Here is a 17,774-nt window from a genome sequence, read left to right on the forward strand (position 1 = left end):
CTGTATGTTGAGCGACAACACTAAACCGCCTATTACAATAATATGGTTAAAGCGAGATCTTCGCTTGCGAGACCATGAACCCCTTTTTCGTGCTGTCGCATCTAATGAACGTATTCTCTTACTTTATTGCTGGGAACCGTCATTAATAGAAGAACCGCACATGAGCGTGCGTCACTGGCACTTTATTCAGCAAAGTATCGACGATATAAATGGTCAACTGCCAGAACATGTCAACGTACTAACGCTGCATATGGAGGCCGTTGATGCCCTAGCCTTTATTTCACGGTTTTACACGATTAACGCGGTTAGAAGTTACCAGGAAATAGGTTTAAAGGTTACGTATAACCGCGACTTACGGGTCGCTAACTATCTGAATAATAGGCGCATCCCCTTTTTGGAAGCAAAATGTGGCGCGGTAATAAGAGGATTGCCTCATCGAGCGCAGTGGCAAGCTAACTGGGAGGAGTATTTTGCTGAAAGCACCTATGATTACGACCTAAAGCGTGTAAATTGGGTTAAATGGAATGTGCATGTTGATATACAAAAAGCGTCGCTAACACTGAGTGAGGTTTCTGCTTTATATGCGGCAAAAAAATATATAAATAAGGATTACCTGTCAAAATACTGTGGCGTTTTATCCGAAGACGGCCTTATAGATTTTAGCGCAATGCAGCCCGGTGGCGAACGGCGAGCGTGGCAAGTACTTAAGGACTTTTTTAATGATCGCGGTCAGTACTATCACCAACACATTTCTAAGCCCGAGTACGCAAGGCGTGCTTGTTCTCGTTTGAGCCCATACCTTGCTTGGGGCAATATCTCGATTAAGCAAGTGTATCAAAGTGTACAGCGCCAAAAACATAAGAAACGAGCGTTGCCAATACACGAGAAAAAGCGCTGGAGCCGTGCCCTGTCCGCGTTAACATCAAGGTTACACTGGCATTGCCACTTTATTCAAAAATTTGAAAGTGAACATAGTATTGAATGGCGCCCTATGAACAGCGCATATGAAAACTTCCCTTACATAGACGGGCCGGAAGCAGAACGTCGCTTTTACCACTGGAGTATTGGTCAAACGGGCTATCCTTTGGTTGATGCCTGCATGCGTGCACTTAGGCAAACTGGGTATCTCAACTTTCGCATGCGTGCCATGGTAACAAGCTTTTTATGCCATCATTTAAATGTACATTGGATCAAGGCTGCCCACTATCTTGCTACGCAGTTTTTGGACTTTGAACCAGGTATTCACTACCCTCAAATTCAAATGCAAGCAAGCGTGACCGGTATTCACACGGTTCGCCTATACAACCCTGCGTCTCAGTCTAAAAAGCTAGATCCAGAGGGTGAGTTCATCAAAAAGTGGGTACCTGAGCTTGGTTCACTGCCCAGTGACGCGGTACATGCGCCTTATTCGCTGTTACCGCTTGAAGCGCAAATGTTCGACTTTGCCCTCGACCGTGACTATATCGCCCCTATTGTGGACATAGCTCAACACAACCGCGCGACCGCCAAACGCTTGTGGGATTACCGGGAGCGAGATGATGTTATAAAAGAAGCGAAGCGCATCATACATCGTCATACAATGCAAAATAGCCCCAGCCGAGCGTGGTTTAAGTCCAAGACGACTCAAAACCACTAGCGGTTATTTTTTCGAAGCCATTCGGTTAACAGCTTAATTTGCCCACACTTATAAGAGGCGTACATTAAGCGCATGGCATTAGACATAGCCTCGCTGTCAGTCCAGCCTGTTTTTTCACGGATTTCATCGTAACACGCTTTCGCTTCTGGGCTAACATAGCCCCTAACTAGCTTTTTACCAGCTTCTTTTTGTCTTTCTCTAAAACGACGCTGTTTATCAGCATTGGCTTTTGCTCTATCTGTCTGACTTTTTTTTTTGGGGCTTTTTTGTTGTTTGTTCTGTCATAGTTTTCACACAAAGTTACGTTATGGTAGAGCTTAGGGTAATGGCTGTTTAAATATTGCGCTTGTAGAGCGATATTTGTACGGGCTAAAGTCACTAAACTATATTAGCACGCGCTTTTCTTCAGAAAAATGACTGTTCAGAGTTGTTTGGCGTACAAGTGTTCGCTAAATTAACACCGTCACTTTAAAAACAACAACGAGTTGGGAATGTCAGAGAAGAAAAATAGTTTTAACAGAGAAGATTTACTAGCATGTAGCCGTGGCGAAATGTTTGGTCCGGGTAACAGCCAACTTCCCGCACCGAATATGCTTATGATGGACCGCGTCGTTTCAATTACTGAAGACGGCGGCGAACATGGCAAAGGCGAAATTATCGCTGAATTGGATATCACGCCTGACTTATGGTTTTTTGATTGCCACTTCCCAGGCGATCCGGTCATGCCAGGATGCCTTGGTTTAGATGCAATGTGGCAATTAGTGGGCTTTTTCTTAGGCTGGAGCGGCGGCCCGGGTAAAGGCCGAGCACTAGGTGTGGGTGAAGTAAAATTCACCGGTCAAATACTACCCACAGCTAAGAAGGTAACATACAAAATCACCATGAAACGCGTAATCAAACGCAAGTTATTTATGGGAATGGCCGACGGTACAGTTGAAGTTGATGGTCGCGAGATTTATGTAGCGAAAGATCTTAAAGTTGGTCTTTTCCAAGATACCTCTAACTTCTAGTTAAAACGTTAGTTAGTTCAAAGCGCTATCAAACACGAAAAAGCCCCTTTTCAGGGGCTTTCCTTTTGCATAATCAGTTGATAAAAGAGAAGTGTTATTTAACACTTAATCCTAAGTGCCTATCTTCTACTGCCTCGCGCCATCCACCTAACCACTGTGAACGTGCATCGTTTTGCTGAAATGGACAATTTTCCTTTGCACGACCGCTAATACCAGCTTGATAGCCTTTTGCGTGAGCACGTGTCAGTTTATCTCTTTTTTGTCTTTTCATTGATTAGCCTCTTTCGTTTGTTGGACGTACAACAAATCATTTTCTCGAGCGCTCTACATCATTTCACTTGATAGTGCCGGAAAAGTGATTGCGTACACTACTTTGATAGTGCAATTAACTAAATGGTTCAAGAAAAATAAAAAATTAAAGGCCTTGACAAACTTTAAATAGATGAAGTTTCTATGAAATTTATGTTACATTTTTTATGCATAAATATGTCGCAATTTGTATTTTTTAGGCATAAAAAAAGCCGCGTAGGTGCGGCTTTTAAAGGTGGATTAAAGTTTAAGCCACTATTCAACTATTTTTTAACACGTCTACGCATAAACGTTGCTGCAAATAGGCCGAAGAAAGCTAACCAGCCCGTTGAAGCACCGCTACGCTCGAACGGTTGCTCATCTTCTGGAATTTCGCACTCATCAATAGAGCCATTAGCGATAGGTGATAATTTTACCGCTACGACAGTATCGACTTCTACGGTTTCACCGTCAGTGTTGATAATGTCAGCACCCGTTACATACTTACTTGTAGCTTTAATACGTGCATTAGCAATAATTTCATTGTCATCGTTAATGTCTACAGCTTCTAACAACTCATAGCTGTTATCACATGACACTAAATCATTTAAGTCGATAAACTCTTCAGTATCGATGTTATACATGAACGCTGCCGTCTCTCGCAGGGTATCGCTTGTCGCATCGACATCGGCTTTACCCACAACAACATTATTGTTGTTTATTGCGTTGGCCGTTACACCAGCGCTTGAGAAAAAGCCTGATGGGTAGTGTTGCTCTTGGGTATCTAAGTTATATACAAATAAGCGCGAACGAGCGATATCACTTTGCGAGCGCAGTACTGCCCCTGTTACCCAGTTCTCATCATTAATGGCAATGGCTTGGCTGAGAAGATTTTCTTCTCTTGGAAGAAGCTCAATGGTTTCGCCATCTCTGAAAACGGTTGCTACACGCTCGCTTTCGCTAAGGCCTGAAGCGTTAGGGCGAGTAATAGTAACTCTGTCACCCGTTAGCCCTTCTCCAACGGCGATACCTTGATTATTAATGTCATAGGCATAGGTGAAATAGTGACGTTCATCGTCTTCATCTGGCTCGAACAGCAGCGGGTAAGTTTCAGTGCTTACCACATCGCCATTTACGTCTATTTGCCAAATAGTTGCGTTTACTTCAGAGAGTAAAACAAAGCCAGGCAAATAGTTTGATGACGTGTTGATGTAGTAGCTAGAAATACGCGGTACCGCAAAATTGCCATTATAAACGGTAAACAAACAACGGCCTTCAGACTGGTCTCCACGCAGTTCGTCATCAGTACAGGTTTCTATAGCGTCATCGACATCATCTCGAAAGCTTACGGTACTAAACCCAGCTACCTGCAAATTAGCGTTTATTGCACGTGCTGAAGAGAAACCGCCTGCTGTTGTGTCAATGGCTGGCAGAACTTTTGTTTCACCTGACGCTTGAACAAAACCTTGCTCTGCCGATTCGCGGTACGTGTAGTTTATCGTATCGCCATCTTCGTTTTCATACGGGTCTAGTACTACTAGCCCCGTCGAATCACCAACAATAAAGTTGCCATTTAAGCTATCTCTGCCTGTGACCTCGACAGACCGAGTATAATCATCGAACTTATCTGTTACTTCATCAAGGCCTGGTACTAGCGAGATATCTTGCGTATCGGTCACATAAGTTCTGAAGGTAGCAAGCTTTTGACCTGTGGTCGCAGTGGTATTTTGCAGCAGGTAATTTACGATAGTCGTGTAATCAATATCTGAAAACACGCCTTGTCGTGCATCTTCTTCATTCTCTAAGCTATCGCCACTGACGTCAAAGAAGGTGGTGTCTTCTTCAAGTTGCTCAACGTCAATCGGCGGATTGTATTCAAGTTGAACCACAGACAGCATTTTGCCTGCGTTATCAATTGAGCGAGCAAAATTGTTTCTAGCGGTATCCTGTAAAGGAAGAGGCGTCACTGAATAGGTCGCGGCGAATGCCGAAACACTTCCTGTTGCCAACAGAACGGCGGCGGCAAGCTGAGTTCGTTTCATTTAAAATCCTATTTACTGCTGATTATCTTCCAGCATACTTTCTAGTTCATCCCAGCGCGCATATTTCTGGGAAAGTAATTCTTCTTTTTCCGCCAGTTCGGCTAATGCCTTGGCAGTGGTATCGCTGTCTTGTTTAAAAAAGTCGGGATCGTTGACTTTTTCTTGCATGACCTCTAGCTCTTCCTCTAGCGCTTCTAACGCTTTAGGTAAAGACTCGAGTTCACGCTGATCTTTGTATGATAGCTTTTTCGTCTTACGTGGAGAAGACTTAGCACTAGGACTATGTGAACCTGAATTAGTTTCATTCTTTACCTTGGCTTTTTCGTCCTTTTCAATTTGCTGACGTTTTTCTTGTTGCTCTTTATACCAGTTTTCTACGTCAGTGAAACCCCCAATGAATTCCCTTAACAAACCGTTGCCTTCAAATACCACGCTACTGTTAGCAACGTTATCAACAAATTCCCTATCGTGGCTCACTAAAAGCACGGTACCGGCATACTCGTTCAGTAAGGTTTCGAGCATTTCCAAGGTTTCAACGTCAAGGTCGTTAGTTGGTTCATCGAGCACCAGTACATTACTGGGCTTCAGCATGAGTTTCGCTAACATTAAGCGGTTCTTCTCTCCGCCTGAAAGTGACTTCACAGGCGCATTTACGCGTTCTGGCGTAAATAGGTAATCTTGCAGGTAGCTAATTACATGACGGGGATGGCCGTTAACCATAAGGTCGCGCTTGCCATCACCCACGGCGTCAATCACTGATTTTTCTAAGTCTAAACCGTGACGATGCTGATCGAAATAAGCAACTTCCAAATTTGTGCCTTGCTTACAATTACCCGAATCCGGTTGTAACTCGCCTAAAAGCAGTTTTATTAGCGTACTCTTACCACTACCGTTAGGGCCAATTAACGCCAACTTGTCGCCACGAAGTACATTTAAATTTAAGCCTTTGACGATAGGTTTACCTTCAATGCTGTAGCTTAAATCTTTAACCTCAAACACCATCTTTCCAGAGCGAGCCCCTTGGTGCTGATTAACCACAGCATTCCCTTGTACCGCACGCCGCGCTCTGCGTTCTTCTCGTAACTTTTTGAGGGCACGTACCCGGCCTTCATTACGTGTTCGGCGCGCTTTGATACCTTGACGGATCCATACCTCTTCTTGTGCTAGCTTTTTATCGAATTCCGCATTTTGAGAGGCTTCAACATCGAGGTCGTGCTGCTTTTTCTCTAAGTAGGTTTCATAGTTGCCGGGGTAGCTGGTTACCGTACCTCTATCGAGGTCCACAATGCGTGTAGCCATTGCACGAATAAATGCACGGTCGTGGCTCACAAATACTATCGCACCTTGATAGTTACTCAGGCTTGTCTCAAGCCAGCGTATCATTTCGATATCAAGATGGTTTGTTGGTTCATCTAACAGCAATAAGTCTGGCTGGCGAACAAGGGCTCTCGCGAGGGCTGCTTTTCTGCGCCATCCCCCAGATAGCGTAGATAACGAAATTTCTGGGTCCAGTTTCAGCATTGTTAGCGTTTGCTCAATTTGCTGCTCAAACTGCCACGCGTCTCTTGCCTCTAATTGTTCCTGCAAACGCTGAAGCTTGTTTAAATTTGCTTCGCTTGGGTCCTCACCCACAATTCGGGTTTGGTGAAAGTAGTCTTTTAAGGTTTCACCTACATCTGATAGCCCTTCGGCGACATAGTCAAACAAGGTGACGTCTGTGGTTTGCGGCGGGTCCTGCTCTAATCGAGCGATGACCGTGTTATTTTCGATGATGCGTTGCCCATCGTCGGCGATAACATCACCGGCAATAACTTTCATCAGGGTAGATTTGCCGCTGCCATTTCGGCCAACTAGACAAACCCGCTCTTTTGGCTGCACGACAAGTTCAACGCCGTCTAAAAGCGGCGGATTTCCATAAATGACAGTGATGTTTTTTAACTGCAAAATGCTCACTGAAGAAACTCCTCTAAATCGGCGGCGGAAAATGGCCAACCAATTTCTTTATTATTATCATCACGCTTCAACACGGGAATACGCGCACCGTACAAATGATACAGTTCGGTGCTATTTCGAATGTTCACTTTCTCTATGGTAAGCGAAGAAAACCTGGATGTGCGCGCAAGTTCGATATCGGCTAAATCACATAAACTGCACTGCGGACCGGTATAGAAGTATATCTTCATGAACGCAACACCCAGCACTGGTGAATTTTGCCCTTACGAGCAAAGTCTTCGGGTATGGTTTCCTTGGTAATATTTTCTACCTGTAAACCAAGTGCTTTAACCGCAGTTTCATCAAGCCTAAAACCGCGCTTGTTGTTAGAGAAAATGATTGTCCCCTGCTCTTTTAAGCAGGCCTTAGCGTCGGTGAGCATTTTCACATGGTCACGCTGCACATCCCACGTATTTTGCATGCGCTTTGAATTTGAAAACGACGGTGGGTCGATAAAAATCAAATCGTATTTGCCTTTATGCGTACCAAGCCATGTTGTGCAATCAGCCTGGATAAAGGCATGAGGACCGCTTAGTTTATTAAGCGCGACATTCTTTTTCGCCCAATCCAGGTAGGTGTTAGACATATCTACCGTGGTAACTGATTTTGCGCCACCCATAGCCGCAAACACTGATACGCTCCCCGTATAAGAAAACAGGTTCAGCACGTCTTTACCTTGAGATAAGGCTTTTACCTTTTGGCGTGTGTTTCGATGGTCCAGGAAAAGCCCGGTATCTAAGTAGTCGGTTAGGTTTACGAGAAAACGTGCGTCATTTTCGAACACTTCCATCATTTCGCCAGATTGATTAAATTTCTCGTACTGATTGGTGCCCTTTTGCTGAGCACGTACTTTTAGCGCAATATTTTTAGGCGAAACGCCGGTTACGGCTGGCAGGTGAAGTAACACTTCCTGAAGGCGTTTACGGGCCTTGTCTTCAGATACCGTTTTCGGCGGAGCGTATTCTTGTACGACCAACCAGTCGCCATACCTATCCACCGCTACATTGTAATCAGGTAAGTCGGCATCGTATATGCGATAGCAGTTAGTATTGGCGCTCTTGACCCAGCCTTTCATGCGTTTCAGGTTTTTCTTTAAACGGTTGGCAAATTCGTGATTGCCCGCATCTTCACTAAATTGAACGGTGTTTTGTTCATCTAACACATAGTTAGCTAAGCGACATTCTAACTTACCGTTATTCATGGCATAGTCTTTGGTTGCGCGAAGCTTCAACACCCGTAGCAAGTCACGGTTGCTGCTAAGCAGCGATACATGCCAGCCTTTCCAGGCTTCTTTAAAGCGCTTACCCCAATCGCTAAAAAGCGGGATGAGCGACGTTAATTCACCTAAACGCTCGCCGTATGGTGGGTTAGACACCACATAGCCTCTTGTAGCCACAGGTGGAGACGATTTCGTAGCGTCTTGCTGAGAAAAAGAAATATCGTTGAATACGCCTGCAAAATCGGCATTTGCTTTGGCAATGGCCACCATTTTGCGGCTAAAATCACCGGCGTATATACCGCCACCACAGCTTGGCTTTTGCACCGAAATTGCATCTTCAAGTAGGCTATCCCACAACGTCGCTTCATGACCAAGCCACTTAGTAAAACCCCAGTATGAGCGCTTGATGCCCGGCGCAATATTGCGGGCAATGTAGGCGGCTTCTATAGCAATGGTTCCCGACCCGCACATTAAATCGACCAGGGGCGCATCGGTATTTTCAGTCCAGCCACTTCGCATTAGCATCGCGCTTGCGATATGCTCTTTGAGCGGTGCATCACCAGTTTCCTGCCTGTAAGCGCGCTGGTGCAAACTTGCTCCAGCTAAATCAATGCCTAAAATCACGTTATCGCGATGTAGCCTTGCGTAAACCGAGATATCTGGCGTTTTTCGCTCTACCGACGGGCGAGGCAGACCTTGCTCAACGAAAGAGTCAACAATGGCGTCTTTTACGCGAACCGCACCAAATTGGGTATTTTTGATAGCGAAGTTGGTTCCAATAAACTGTACAGATAACGTATGACGTGAATCCATCTGCATTTGCCAGTCGATACCCATTGCTGTGTTATAAAGTGCTTCAGCATCACCCGCTTTGCCCGATGCTAACACCCAGATCACGCGATTTGCTAAACGCGACCACAAACAAAGTTTGTAAGCGTCTTCCTTACTACCTTCAAACTGTATAGTGCCTGGTCCTTGCTTTATCTGAGCGTCTGGACAAAGAGTTAGCACTTCTTGTTTTAATAGTTCGTCAAGACCGCGACTGGTCGTAACCAGAATAGTATTCATTCATGTACCTGTAGTTTATGTACGTGCTTAAATCATATAAACACGTACATGAGAAATTGGTTTCGGGGGTATTATAACGCGTTTACGATGCGTTTAACGAGTGACGGGCCTTGATAAATAAAAGCCGAGTAAACCTGAACAAGCGAAGCCCCCGCATCTAGACGTGCCTGCGCCGCCTTTGGGGAGTCTATACCGCCTACACCAATTATAGGAATAGCGCGATCTAACGCTTTATTTAGCTTACGCGTCACCTCTAGGCTCATATCTGTCATGACCGAGCCGCTTAGGCCACCCATTTCATCGGCGTGTTTCAGGCCTTGTACTGCATCTCGCGATAAAGTGGTGTTCGTTGCAATAACGCCATCCATCTTACTGTTTATAAGTGAAGCAGCAATGCTTTCAATTTCTACGTCACTTAAATCTGGTGCTATTTTAATAAAAAGCGGCACATATTTACTGTGCGTTTGTGTAAGGGTTTCTTGTGCAGCTTTAAGGCCGACAAGTAACTTATCTAGCGCTTCACCGTATTGAAGGTTTCTAAGCCCCGGTGTATTTGGCGAGGAGATATTGATGGTTACATAACTGGCATAGGGATAAACCTTGTTTAAACAAATCAGGTAATCATCGAGGGCATTGGCCTCTTCAGTGTCTTTGTTCTTACCTATGTTAATGCCAATCGGGCCCTTAAACTGCGCTTTTTTAACTTGCTCGATAAGATGATCGACACCTTTATTATTAAACCCCATGCGGTTAATAATGGCGTGTTTTTCAGGAATTCTAAACAAACGAGGCTTCGGATTACCCGGCTGCGGCCGTGGTGTAACCGTACCAATTTCAACGAAACCAAAACCCATACTTGCAAATGCGTCAATACAGTCCCCGTTTTTATCCAGACCAGCAGCAAGGCCAATCGGGTTATCGAATGTCATGCCAGCCACAGTGACAGGCTTTTTGACTGTGGGTGCGCTGTAAATCCATTTCAGCGGTGTATGTTGGGTCTTGTTTAACCAGTTAATGGTGAAATCGTGACTTTTTTCAGGCTCACACTGAAGTAGAAATTTTTGCACTAGGGATTGCATGGTGGTTTCGATCGCTCGCTAAAAAAAAGCCCTGCTAAACAGGGCTTATATCTTTAAGGTGCGCCTATTCTAATGGTTAGACTTCACGCTTAAAAGCATCAATTCACGTAAAGCGACAGAAAATTTCGCAAATTCGTGTGTCGTACTGGTCTTAAACTCTGACATCATGTGATACCAGCGCTTAAGTAGTACCTGATTGCTTTCAATCCATTCATCTAAAATTTGATCAGCGTCGCTTATATCCCCACGTGATGCTAATAAGTTAGCGGCGATAGAGCGCTGTTGCCAATCAAGCTCTTCTCGATATGAGGCACGTGCTAACGCTTGCCAATGGTTACTTACAGCCTGATTGTTAATCTGATCTAAGAACCAATGCAGTTCTAAACGAGAGCCCAGTTGATAATAAAGCTTAGCAACAACATCCGTATCGTGCTTGTCTGCTTCCACAATTTGAGCCAGGTCGAAACTAGAGAACATATTCGAGAAGCTCGCCACTTGATAGGCGATATCTTGTGGCACACCCTTATCAATATATTGTTGGGTGGCAGCTTCAAGCTGTTTGTACTCACTTTCCACTAAATAGTGCTGCAAATTCTTAGAAAGAATATCAAAGGTGCCGCGATAGCTTTCAATTGCCTCTTCGATACTTTGCGACTTATTGCCGTGTCGAATGTACCAACGCGACGCGCGACGCATTATTCTGCGCGCTTCATCTAGCATTTTAAGCTGAAGTTTTGCTGGAATTGCATTGTCTAATTCTTCTATACGCGCCCACAAGGTCTTCATGTTGAAGATACCGTGCACAATAGCGTAGGCATTGGCAATTTCGCTGACGCTGGCACCCGTTTCTTCTTGCATTCTAAATACAAAGTTAAGGCCCATGTCATTAACCATATTGTTGGTTAATTTCGTTGCAATGATTTCGCTTCGAAGCGGGTGTTGCTGCATGTGTGTAGCGAACTTCTCACGCAGTATTTTGGGGAACGCTTCTACTAATAGCTTGCCGTGGTAAGCATTGTCAGTAATTTCAGGAATATTGAGTGCGTCTTTAAGCACCATTTTTCCGTAAGCAATCAAAACGCTCAGCTCGGGGCGCGTCAAACCTTGATCGGTCGCCACGCGGTCTGATATTTCATCATCACTTGGAATAAACTCTAGTTCGCGGTTTAACTGGCCTTCGCGCTCTAAGCCGTGGATGAAGCGAAGTTGCTCTTTTAGCTGCTTAACGCCAGCTAGCTCGGTAATGGAGATAGACTGGGTTTGGCGATAGCAATCTTTAAGTACAATTTCGCTAACATCGTCGGTCATATCGTAAAGCAACTTATTGCGCTGCTTAAGGGTTAGCTCACCGTCGTTAACCAAACTATTAAGCAATATTTTAATATTTACTTCGTTATCTGAGCAGTCGACGCCACCTACGTTGTCAATAAAGTCGGTATTAACACGACCGCCGTTTGCGGCATATTCAATTCGACCTAATTGGGTTAGGCCAAGGTTACCACCCTCGCCTACAATTTTCGCTTGAACATCGCGGCCATTAACGCGTAAGTCGTCGTTGGCGCGATCGCCTACTTCAGAATGCGATTCTTTTTTGCTCTTAATGTAGGTACCAATACCGCCATTCCAAAGAAGATCTACTGGCATCTTTAGAATGTTATGAATAAGTTCATTAGGGGTCATCGTTAACTGACGTGTGCCTAACCACTTTTTCATTTCAGGCGTTAGTTTTATAGATTTTGACGCACGACTAAATACACCGCCCCCTTTCGATATCAGCTTGCTATCGTAGTCTTCCCAGCTAAGGCGTGGGTTTTCGAACAGGCGTTGGCGTTCTTTGTAACTCGCAGCTGCATCCGGGTTGGGATCGAAGAAAATGTGCATGTGGTTAAATGCAGCAATCAAACGGGTATGCTCTGAAAGCAGCATACCGTTGCCAAACACATCGCCCGCCATATCACCCACACCCGCGCAGGTGAAATCAGTGGTCTGGCAGTCTATGCCAATCTCTCTAAAGTGGCGTTTAACTGATTCCCAGCCGCCACGAGCAGTGATACCCATTTTCTTATGGTCGTACCCAATGCTACCACCAGAGGCAAACGCATCACCTAACCAAAAGCCAAAGTCTTCTGCGATACCGTTAGCAATATCAGAGAACGTAGCCGTTCCTTTGTCGGCCGCAACCACCAAGTAAGGGTCGTCATCGTCAAGGCGAACTACATCTTTAGGTGGAACAATTTCACCGTTAACAATGTTATCGGTAATATCCAGTAAGCTGGTGATAAAGATGCGATAACACGCTTGACCTTCTGCTTGAATAGCCTCGCGCCCTTGGCCTACAGGTAGATTCTTACAGACGAACCCACCTTTTGCGCCAACCGGTACGATAACCGTATTTTTAACTTGCTGTGCTTTTACCAGGCCTAGTACTTCGGTTCTGAAGTCTTCTTGACGGTCTGACCAGCGCAGGCCACCGCGTGCAACTTTACCGCCTCGAAGGTGCACACCTTCAACCCGCGGGCTGTAAACAAAAATTTCAAATTTCGGTAAAGGCAGCGGCATTTCAGGAATAAGTTCAGGCATCATCTTAAATGAGACATAAGATTTCTCATCGCCTGCTTCATCATTCTGATAGAAGTTCGTGCGCAAAGTGGCAGACATCATATCAAGGTAACGACGAATTATACGGTCGTCATCTAAGTTACTAACGTTGTCTAGTTGTGCCTTGATGGTGTCTAAAAGTGCCTCTTCTTTTTTCTCACTACGCTTTTTCTTCGGATTGAAGCGCTGGTCGAAAAAGTCCACCAGTAAACGGGCAATGTCTGGGTAATTAGCTAACGTATTAGCAATATAGTCACGACTGAAGGAGCTACCGGTTTGACGCATGTACTTAGCATAAGCGCGCAATACGGTTACCTTACGCCCCGTCATGTTCGCGCCTAAAATAAGGCGGTTGAATGCGTCGTCTTCTAACGTTTTGTACCACACCTTTGCAAACGCGTCTTGGAACAGGACTTGCGCCTTTTCCATGTCAAAATGCTGGCCGCTTTTGTGCAGCATGGTGAAGTCCATGACCCAATTACGCTCACCTTCTGAACATGTGATTTTATATGGGCTCTCGTCGATTACGCGTAACCCAAAATTCTCAAGCATAGGCAAAACGTCTGATAAGTGAATAGGCTCTGCGCGATGGAAAAGCTTAAGCTTAACCACCTGACTGTCGGCGCCTTCTTCTTGCGGACGATAGAACAACATATCAAGGGTATGGTTGTCGTCAAGGGTCTCAAGTTTGCCGATATCAACCAGTGCAGCCGATGGAAGGTTGTGTTCCATGTAGCTTCGAGAGAACGCGTTGTTATACTTGCGTTCTAGCGCTTTGCCTGACGCCTCACCGTGGGCGGCTGAAATTGCTGACGCTAGTCTGTCGTTCCACGTTTTGGTCAACTCAATAATGTTTTGCTCTATTTCCTTCACATCGAATTCCGCGTTGTTGTCGTTGACTCTCGCAATATAGTGCGTACGGGCATATACAGACTCTGAGAAGAAAGTAGTAAATTCCACTTCCTCTGCTGCACCTAAGGACGCTTTTAAAAGCGCTTGTGTTTCTTTTCTTAGCTCAGTGTTGTAGCGCTCTCTTGGAACAAAAACCATGCATGAGAAAAAGCGGCCAAATGTATCTTTTCGAATAAACAGACGAGAAATACCGCGCTCTTGCATCTGAAAGATGCCCATTACAATTTGAGCAAGTTCTTCTGCCGGCGTTTGAAGAAGCTCATCACGAGGATACGTCTCAATAATGTTTGCGAAGGCCTTGTAGGCATGGGTACCTGGTTCAAAACCTGAGAGCTCACAGATTCGCTTAATTTTCTCTCGAAGAATAGGTAGTTGGGTAACGCTATTATTGTAAAAAGAAGCCGAATACAAACCTAGGAAACGATGCTCTCCCACAACTTGACCATCTTTATTAAACTCTTTAACACCCACGTAATCCATGTAGGCAGGTCGGTGTACGCGAGCGCGTGAATTGGTTTTAGTTAGAATTAACGGATTCTTGCTAAGAGCTTCGGCTCTTGCTGAAGCAGGCAAGCGAGACAACAAACGTTCTCGGTCATTAATCGAGTTTTTTAGCAACCCAAGGCTAGTATCGTTTTGCGGTATCCATCTATGATCACCTTCAATAGCTTTAACGTCGTAATAACGATAGCCCATCATGGTGAAGTTATGGTCGCCCAGCCACTCTAAATACGCTTTCGTCTGCTTTTTCGCGTCTGCAGAAACAGGCCAATTAAACGTAGCGCTCTTTTTTATCACTTCTTGTAGTGTGTTAGTCATTCCCTGCCAGTCTTTGACGGCTAGAGACACTTCATCAACCACTGAATAAAGCTCTTGCGTTAATGCATCAATGTCTTTTTTCGACGTTTGTGTATCAATTTCAATAAACAGAACGGTTTCTTTTCTCGCGCCATTAATAGTCTTCCCCGGCTCTGCAAACGCTTCGACTTTGTTTGAGTTGTCTCGCTTGATGCCAATGGGGCTATGAAGAAATAAATGAGCGGTAATATTTAGTCGGTTCAGCAACATACGCACAGAATCAACTAAAAATGGCATATCCGAAACGATAATTTCAACAATCGTATGACTAGAGTGCCATCCATGCTTTGCTATTTCTGGATTAAAAACGCGAATATAAGGCGATGTATTATCGAACTTTGCTAGTCCGTTCCATAAACTAAGTGTTGCACCATACAGGTCGCTGTCGTTGCGATTTTCTAAGTCATCGCTTGATATGTTTTTATACAACAGACGTCCGAATTGCTGCACAAGAGACTTCTGCTTGGTATCTACTTTCTTGTCGATAAGTGCAAATACATTGTCTAGCAGTACTGAGTGTCGCTGTGAGGTGACTGTCATTTGTTAACCTTTTTTGAATGTCGTAATACCAATCCGACTTGGTATAAGTACCGAGTACCAAACTATTTTCTCTAATAAATGGCGCTAATGAAAGCCCATTTTTAACCTTATATTAACAGCATAGATAACTATGCAAAAAAGACCCAAAAAAAAGGGCCTAACGGCCCTTTTTTCTGCTTAGCTATGCAAAAATAATTTATGCACCGGGGTCGTTCTTATTCCACCATAGGAATCTTGCAAGTGCGGGCAGTACAATTATTGCCCCAAGCATGTTTACTACGAACATAAATGTAAGCAGTATACCCATATCCATCTGGAACTTAAGTGATGAGAACACCCATGTGCTCACGCCTATTGCTAGCGTAATACCGGTAAATAAAACAGCGCTTCCACGCTCTTTAAGTGCGGCGAAATAAGCTTCTTGAACCGTCGCACCTTTCTTCAACATTAAGCTCTTCGTAGAGAGTATATAAATACCATAGTCCACTCCGATGCCCACGCCAAGTGCGATAACTGGTAACGTAGAAACGGTGAGGCCAATTTGAAGGTATGTCATCAGTGCTTGGGCCAATACTGACACCACGTAAAGTGGGATAACCACTACTAAGGTCGCTCTGATTGAGCGGAAACTAATAAGACATAGCGCAATTACCGCACCGAACACGTAAAGCATCATTGGGTCTTGCGCTGCACTCACTGCTTCATTAGTTGCGGCCATTACCCCCCGACTGGGCCAGACGCTAAGCTAAACTTCATATCGTCACTTTGGTATTCAGCGCGATATGACTTAACGGCGTCAACGACGCGAGAAATCGTTTCAGCTTTATGATCTTCCATAAACAGGATTATAGGCATGACCGAGCAGTCGCCGTTTAATAGACCTGATGATGTTGGAACACGAGAAATAGCTTGAACTAAGGTTTGCTGGTTGCGCGGAATGACTTGCCACTTGACGTTACCTTCGTTGTAACCTGCATTTACAATTTTCGCTACCGAGGCCAACGATACTGCCGATTGAACACCTTGTACGTTTTCCATTTTCCACTGGAAGTCATCCATGGCCTTCATCACGCTATGCGATGTACATGCCTCTGGCGTAGTTTCTACCAAAATGGAAATGTAATCGACCGTAACTTCGTACTTGTCGGTAATAAGGAAAGTGTCTTGGTTGTATCGCGACGTCTCATGAAGTGCAGGTGCACCAGCATGCAAGTCCCCTATTTTCATATTCTGCGCTTGGAAGTGCCCGAATACAAATAAGATAGCGGTGACAATTAAGATGATTGCCGCCGGCTTTTTACGCGAACACGCAGCAATTACTTCCCAAAATTTTGAATTGGCGTTTTCCTTACCAGCAAATTTCTCTACATACTTCTGGTCTAGCTTTAAGAAACTCATAAGGACAGGAAGTAATAAAAGATTGGTAAGTATAATTACCGCAACACCCATACTTGCTGTTATGGCTAGCTCGCGAATGATACCAATATCAATAACCAGTAGCGTCATAAAGCCTACAGTATCAGATAGCAAGGCGATACCGCCTGGAACTAAAAGGTTTCTAAATGCAGCCATAGACGCTCGCTTCGCACCAATACCAGTCACTGCTTGCTTTTCTACAGCGTTAATCATTTGAACGCCGTGACTTACACCGATAGCAAATACAAGGAAAGGTACCAGAATTGACATAGGGTCCATGCCAAAACCAATGGATGTCAAAAGTCCCAGCTGCCAAATAACAGCAATAATTGAACAAACCAATGGTAATACGGTAAGCATGAGGCTTCGCGAGAAGAAATACACCATAACCGCTGTGATAGCGATAGCAATGGCGAAGAATAGAAGTACATCTTTAGCGCCATCGGCCACATCGCCAATCATTTTCGCGAAGCCGATAATATGAATAGAAGTGTTATCGTTTTCGTATTGACCGCGAAGTTGCTCTTCAAGCTCTGCTGCCAGTGCTAGGGTGTCTAGCGGCTCACCGGTTTGAGGGTCAATATCAAGCAGTTGGGCTGTCACCATGGCGCAGCTGTAATCGCTTGAAACTTGTCGACCAACAATATTGGCCTTCTCAACGTTTGCTGCAACAAGCTCTAGGGCTTCGGGATTAGATGAATTGAAATCAGCCGGAATTACAGGCCCGCCAGCAAATCCGCCCTCTACAATCTCGGTAAAGCGGGTTGACGGAGAAAAAAGAGAAATAACCAGAGAACGGTTAACACCATTAATAAAAAACAACTGATCGTGAACATTCTTAAGGGTATCGAAGAAGTTTTGATTATAGATATTGTCGTTTTTATCACACACGGATACTAGAATATTATTTGCCCCACCAAAATCTTGGCGATGCTCAATATAGGTTTTCATGTATTCGTGATTTAGCGGAATGTTTTTTTCAAAACCTGCGTCTAGGCGCATTTGTGAGGCTTGGTAACCTAGAAAAACCGTCGCAATGGTGAATAACGCCACCACAATCTTTCGGTTACCAAACACTAATTTTTCAAGGAAATGGGTCATTGTTCTTATACTGCC

The 17,774-nt window shown here is 44.6% G+C and carries 9 protein-coding genes and 2 pseudogenes; 2 read left to right on the top strand and 9 right to left on the bottom strand.

Annotated elements, in window-relative coordinates; genetic code table 11:
- The first annotated feature begins 4 nt into the window (after positions 1-4).
- Complete coding sequence (locus tag ACX5J7_RS01245; protein ID WP_498705814.1) at positions 5-1,636, top strand: cryptochrome/deoxyribodipyrimidine photo-lyase family protein; 1,632 nt, start codon at positions 5-7, stop codon at positions 1,634-1,636.
- On the opposite strand, the pseudogene ACX5J7_RS01250 reads toward ACX5J7_RS01245, so the two are convergent.
- A pseudogene (locus ACX5J7_RS01250) lies at positions 1,633-1,921 on the bottom strand (hypothetical protein). The gene ACX5J7_RS01245 and the pseudogene ACX5J7_RS01250 sit on opposite strands and share 4 nt — an antisense overlap.
- A 206-nt stretch (positions 1,922-2,127) precedes the next feature.
- On the opposite strand from ACX5J7_RS01250, the gene fabA reads away from it, so the two are divergent.
- Positions 2,128-2,646 (top strand): bifunctional 3-hydroxydecanoyl-ACP dehydratase/trans-2-decenoyl-ACP isomerase, encoded by a 519-nt coding sequence (fabA, locus tag ACX5J7_RS01255; RefSeq protein ID WP_014998413.1) that lies wholly within the window; start codon positions 2,128-2,130, stop codon positions 2,644-2,646.
- A 94-nt stretch (positions 2,647-2,740) separates the two neighbouring features.
- On the opposite strand, the gene rmf is transcribed toward fabA, so the two are convergent.
- The 8 genes and pseudogenes from rmf to ACX5J7_RS01295 all read right to left on the bottom strand — a co-directional run bounded on the left by rmf (position 2,741) and on the right by ACX5J7_RS01295 (position 17,759).
- Positions 2,741-2,917, bottom strand: a complete 177-nt coding sequence (gene rmf / locus ACX5J7_RS01260; protein ID WP_015067275.1) for a ribosome modulation factor — start codon at positions 2,915-2,917, stop codon at positions 2,741-2,743.
- A gap of 301 nt (positions 2,918-3,218) precedes the next feature.
- Positions 3,219-4,976 carry a DUF3466 family protein gene (locus ACX5J7_RS01265; RefSeq protein WP_498705817.1) on the bottom strand — a complete coding sequence of 586 codons (1,758 nt, stop codon included), beginning with the start codon at positions 4,974-4,976 and terminating at the stop codon, positions 3,219-3,221.
- Positions 4,977-4,988: 12 nt separating this feature from the next.
- A complete protein-coding gene (uup, locus tag ACX5J7_RS01270) occupies positions 4,989-6,929 on the bottom strand; it encodes an ATP-binding cassette ATPase Uup (protein WP_012518500.1) in 1,941 nt (646 codons plus the stop codon).
- A complete protein-coding gene (locus tag ACX5J7_RS01275; RefSeq protein WP_020743623.1) occupies positions 6,926-7,159 on the bottom strand; it encodes a glutaredoxin family protein in 234 nt (77 codons plus the stop codon). The genes uup and ACX5J7_RS01275 overlap by 4 nt, the downstream gene beginning before the upstream one ends.
- Positions 7,156-9,255 (bottom strand): bifunctional 23S rRNA (guanine(2069)-N(7))-methyltransferase RlmK/23S rRNA (guanine(2445)-N(2))-methyltransferase RlmL, encoded by a 2,100-nt coding sequence (rlmKL, locus tag ACX5J7_RS01280; RefSeq protein ID WP_498705820.1) that lies wholly within the window; start codon positions 9,253-9,255, stop codon positions 7,156-7,158. The genes ACX5J7_RS01275 and rlmKL overlap by 4 nt, the downstream gene beginning before the upstream one ends.
- Before the next feature lie 71 nt (positions 9,256-9,326).
- A complete protein-coding gene (gene pyrD, locus ACX5J7_RS01285) occupies positions 9,327-10,334 on the bottom strand; it encodes a quinone-dependent dihydroorotate dehydrogenase (protein WP_015067270.1) in 1,008 nt (335 codons plus the stop codon).
- A gap of 69 nt (positions 10,335-10,403) precedes the next feature.
- The gene (locus ACX5J7_RS01290) at positions 10,404-15,242 is read right to left on the bottom strand and encodes an NAD-glutamate dehydrogenase (protein WP_015067269.1); all 4,839 of its coding nucleotides are present in this window, start codon (positions 15,240-15,242) and stop codon (positions 10,404-10,406) included.
- Positions 15,243-15,438: 196 nt separating this feature from the next.
- A pseudogene (locus ACX5J7_RS01295) lies at positions 15,439-17,759 on the bottom strand (efflux RND transporter permease subunit).
- Positions 17,760-17,774: the final 15 nt, after the last annotated feature.

The organism is Alteromonas infernus (assembly GCF_902705815.1).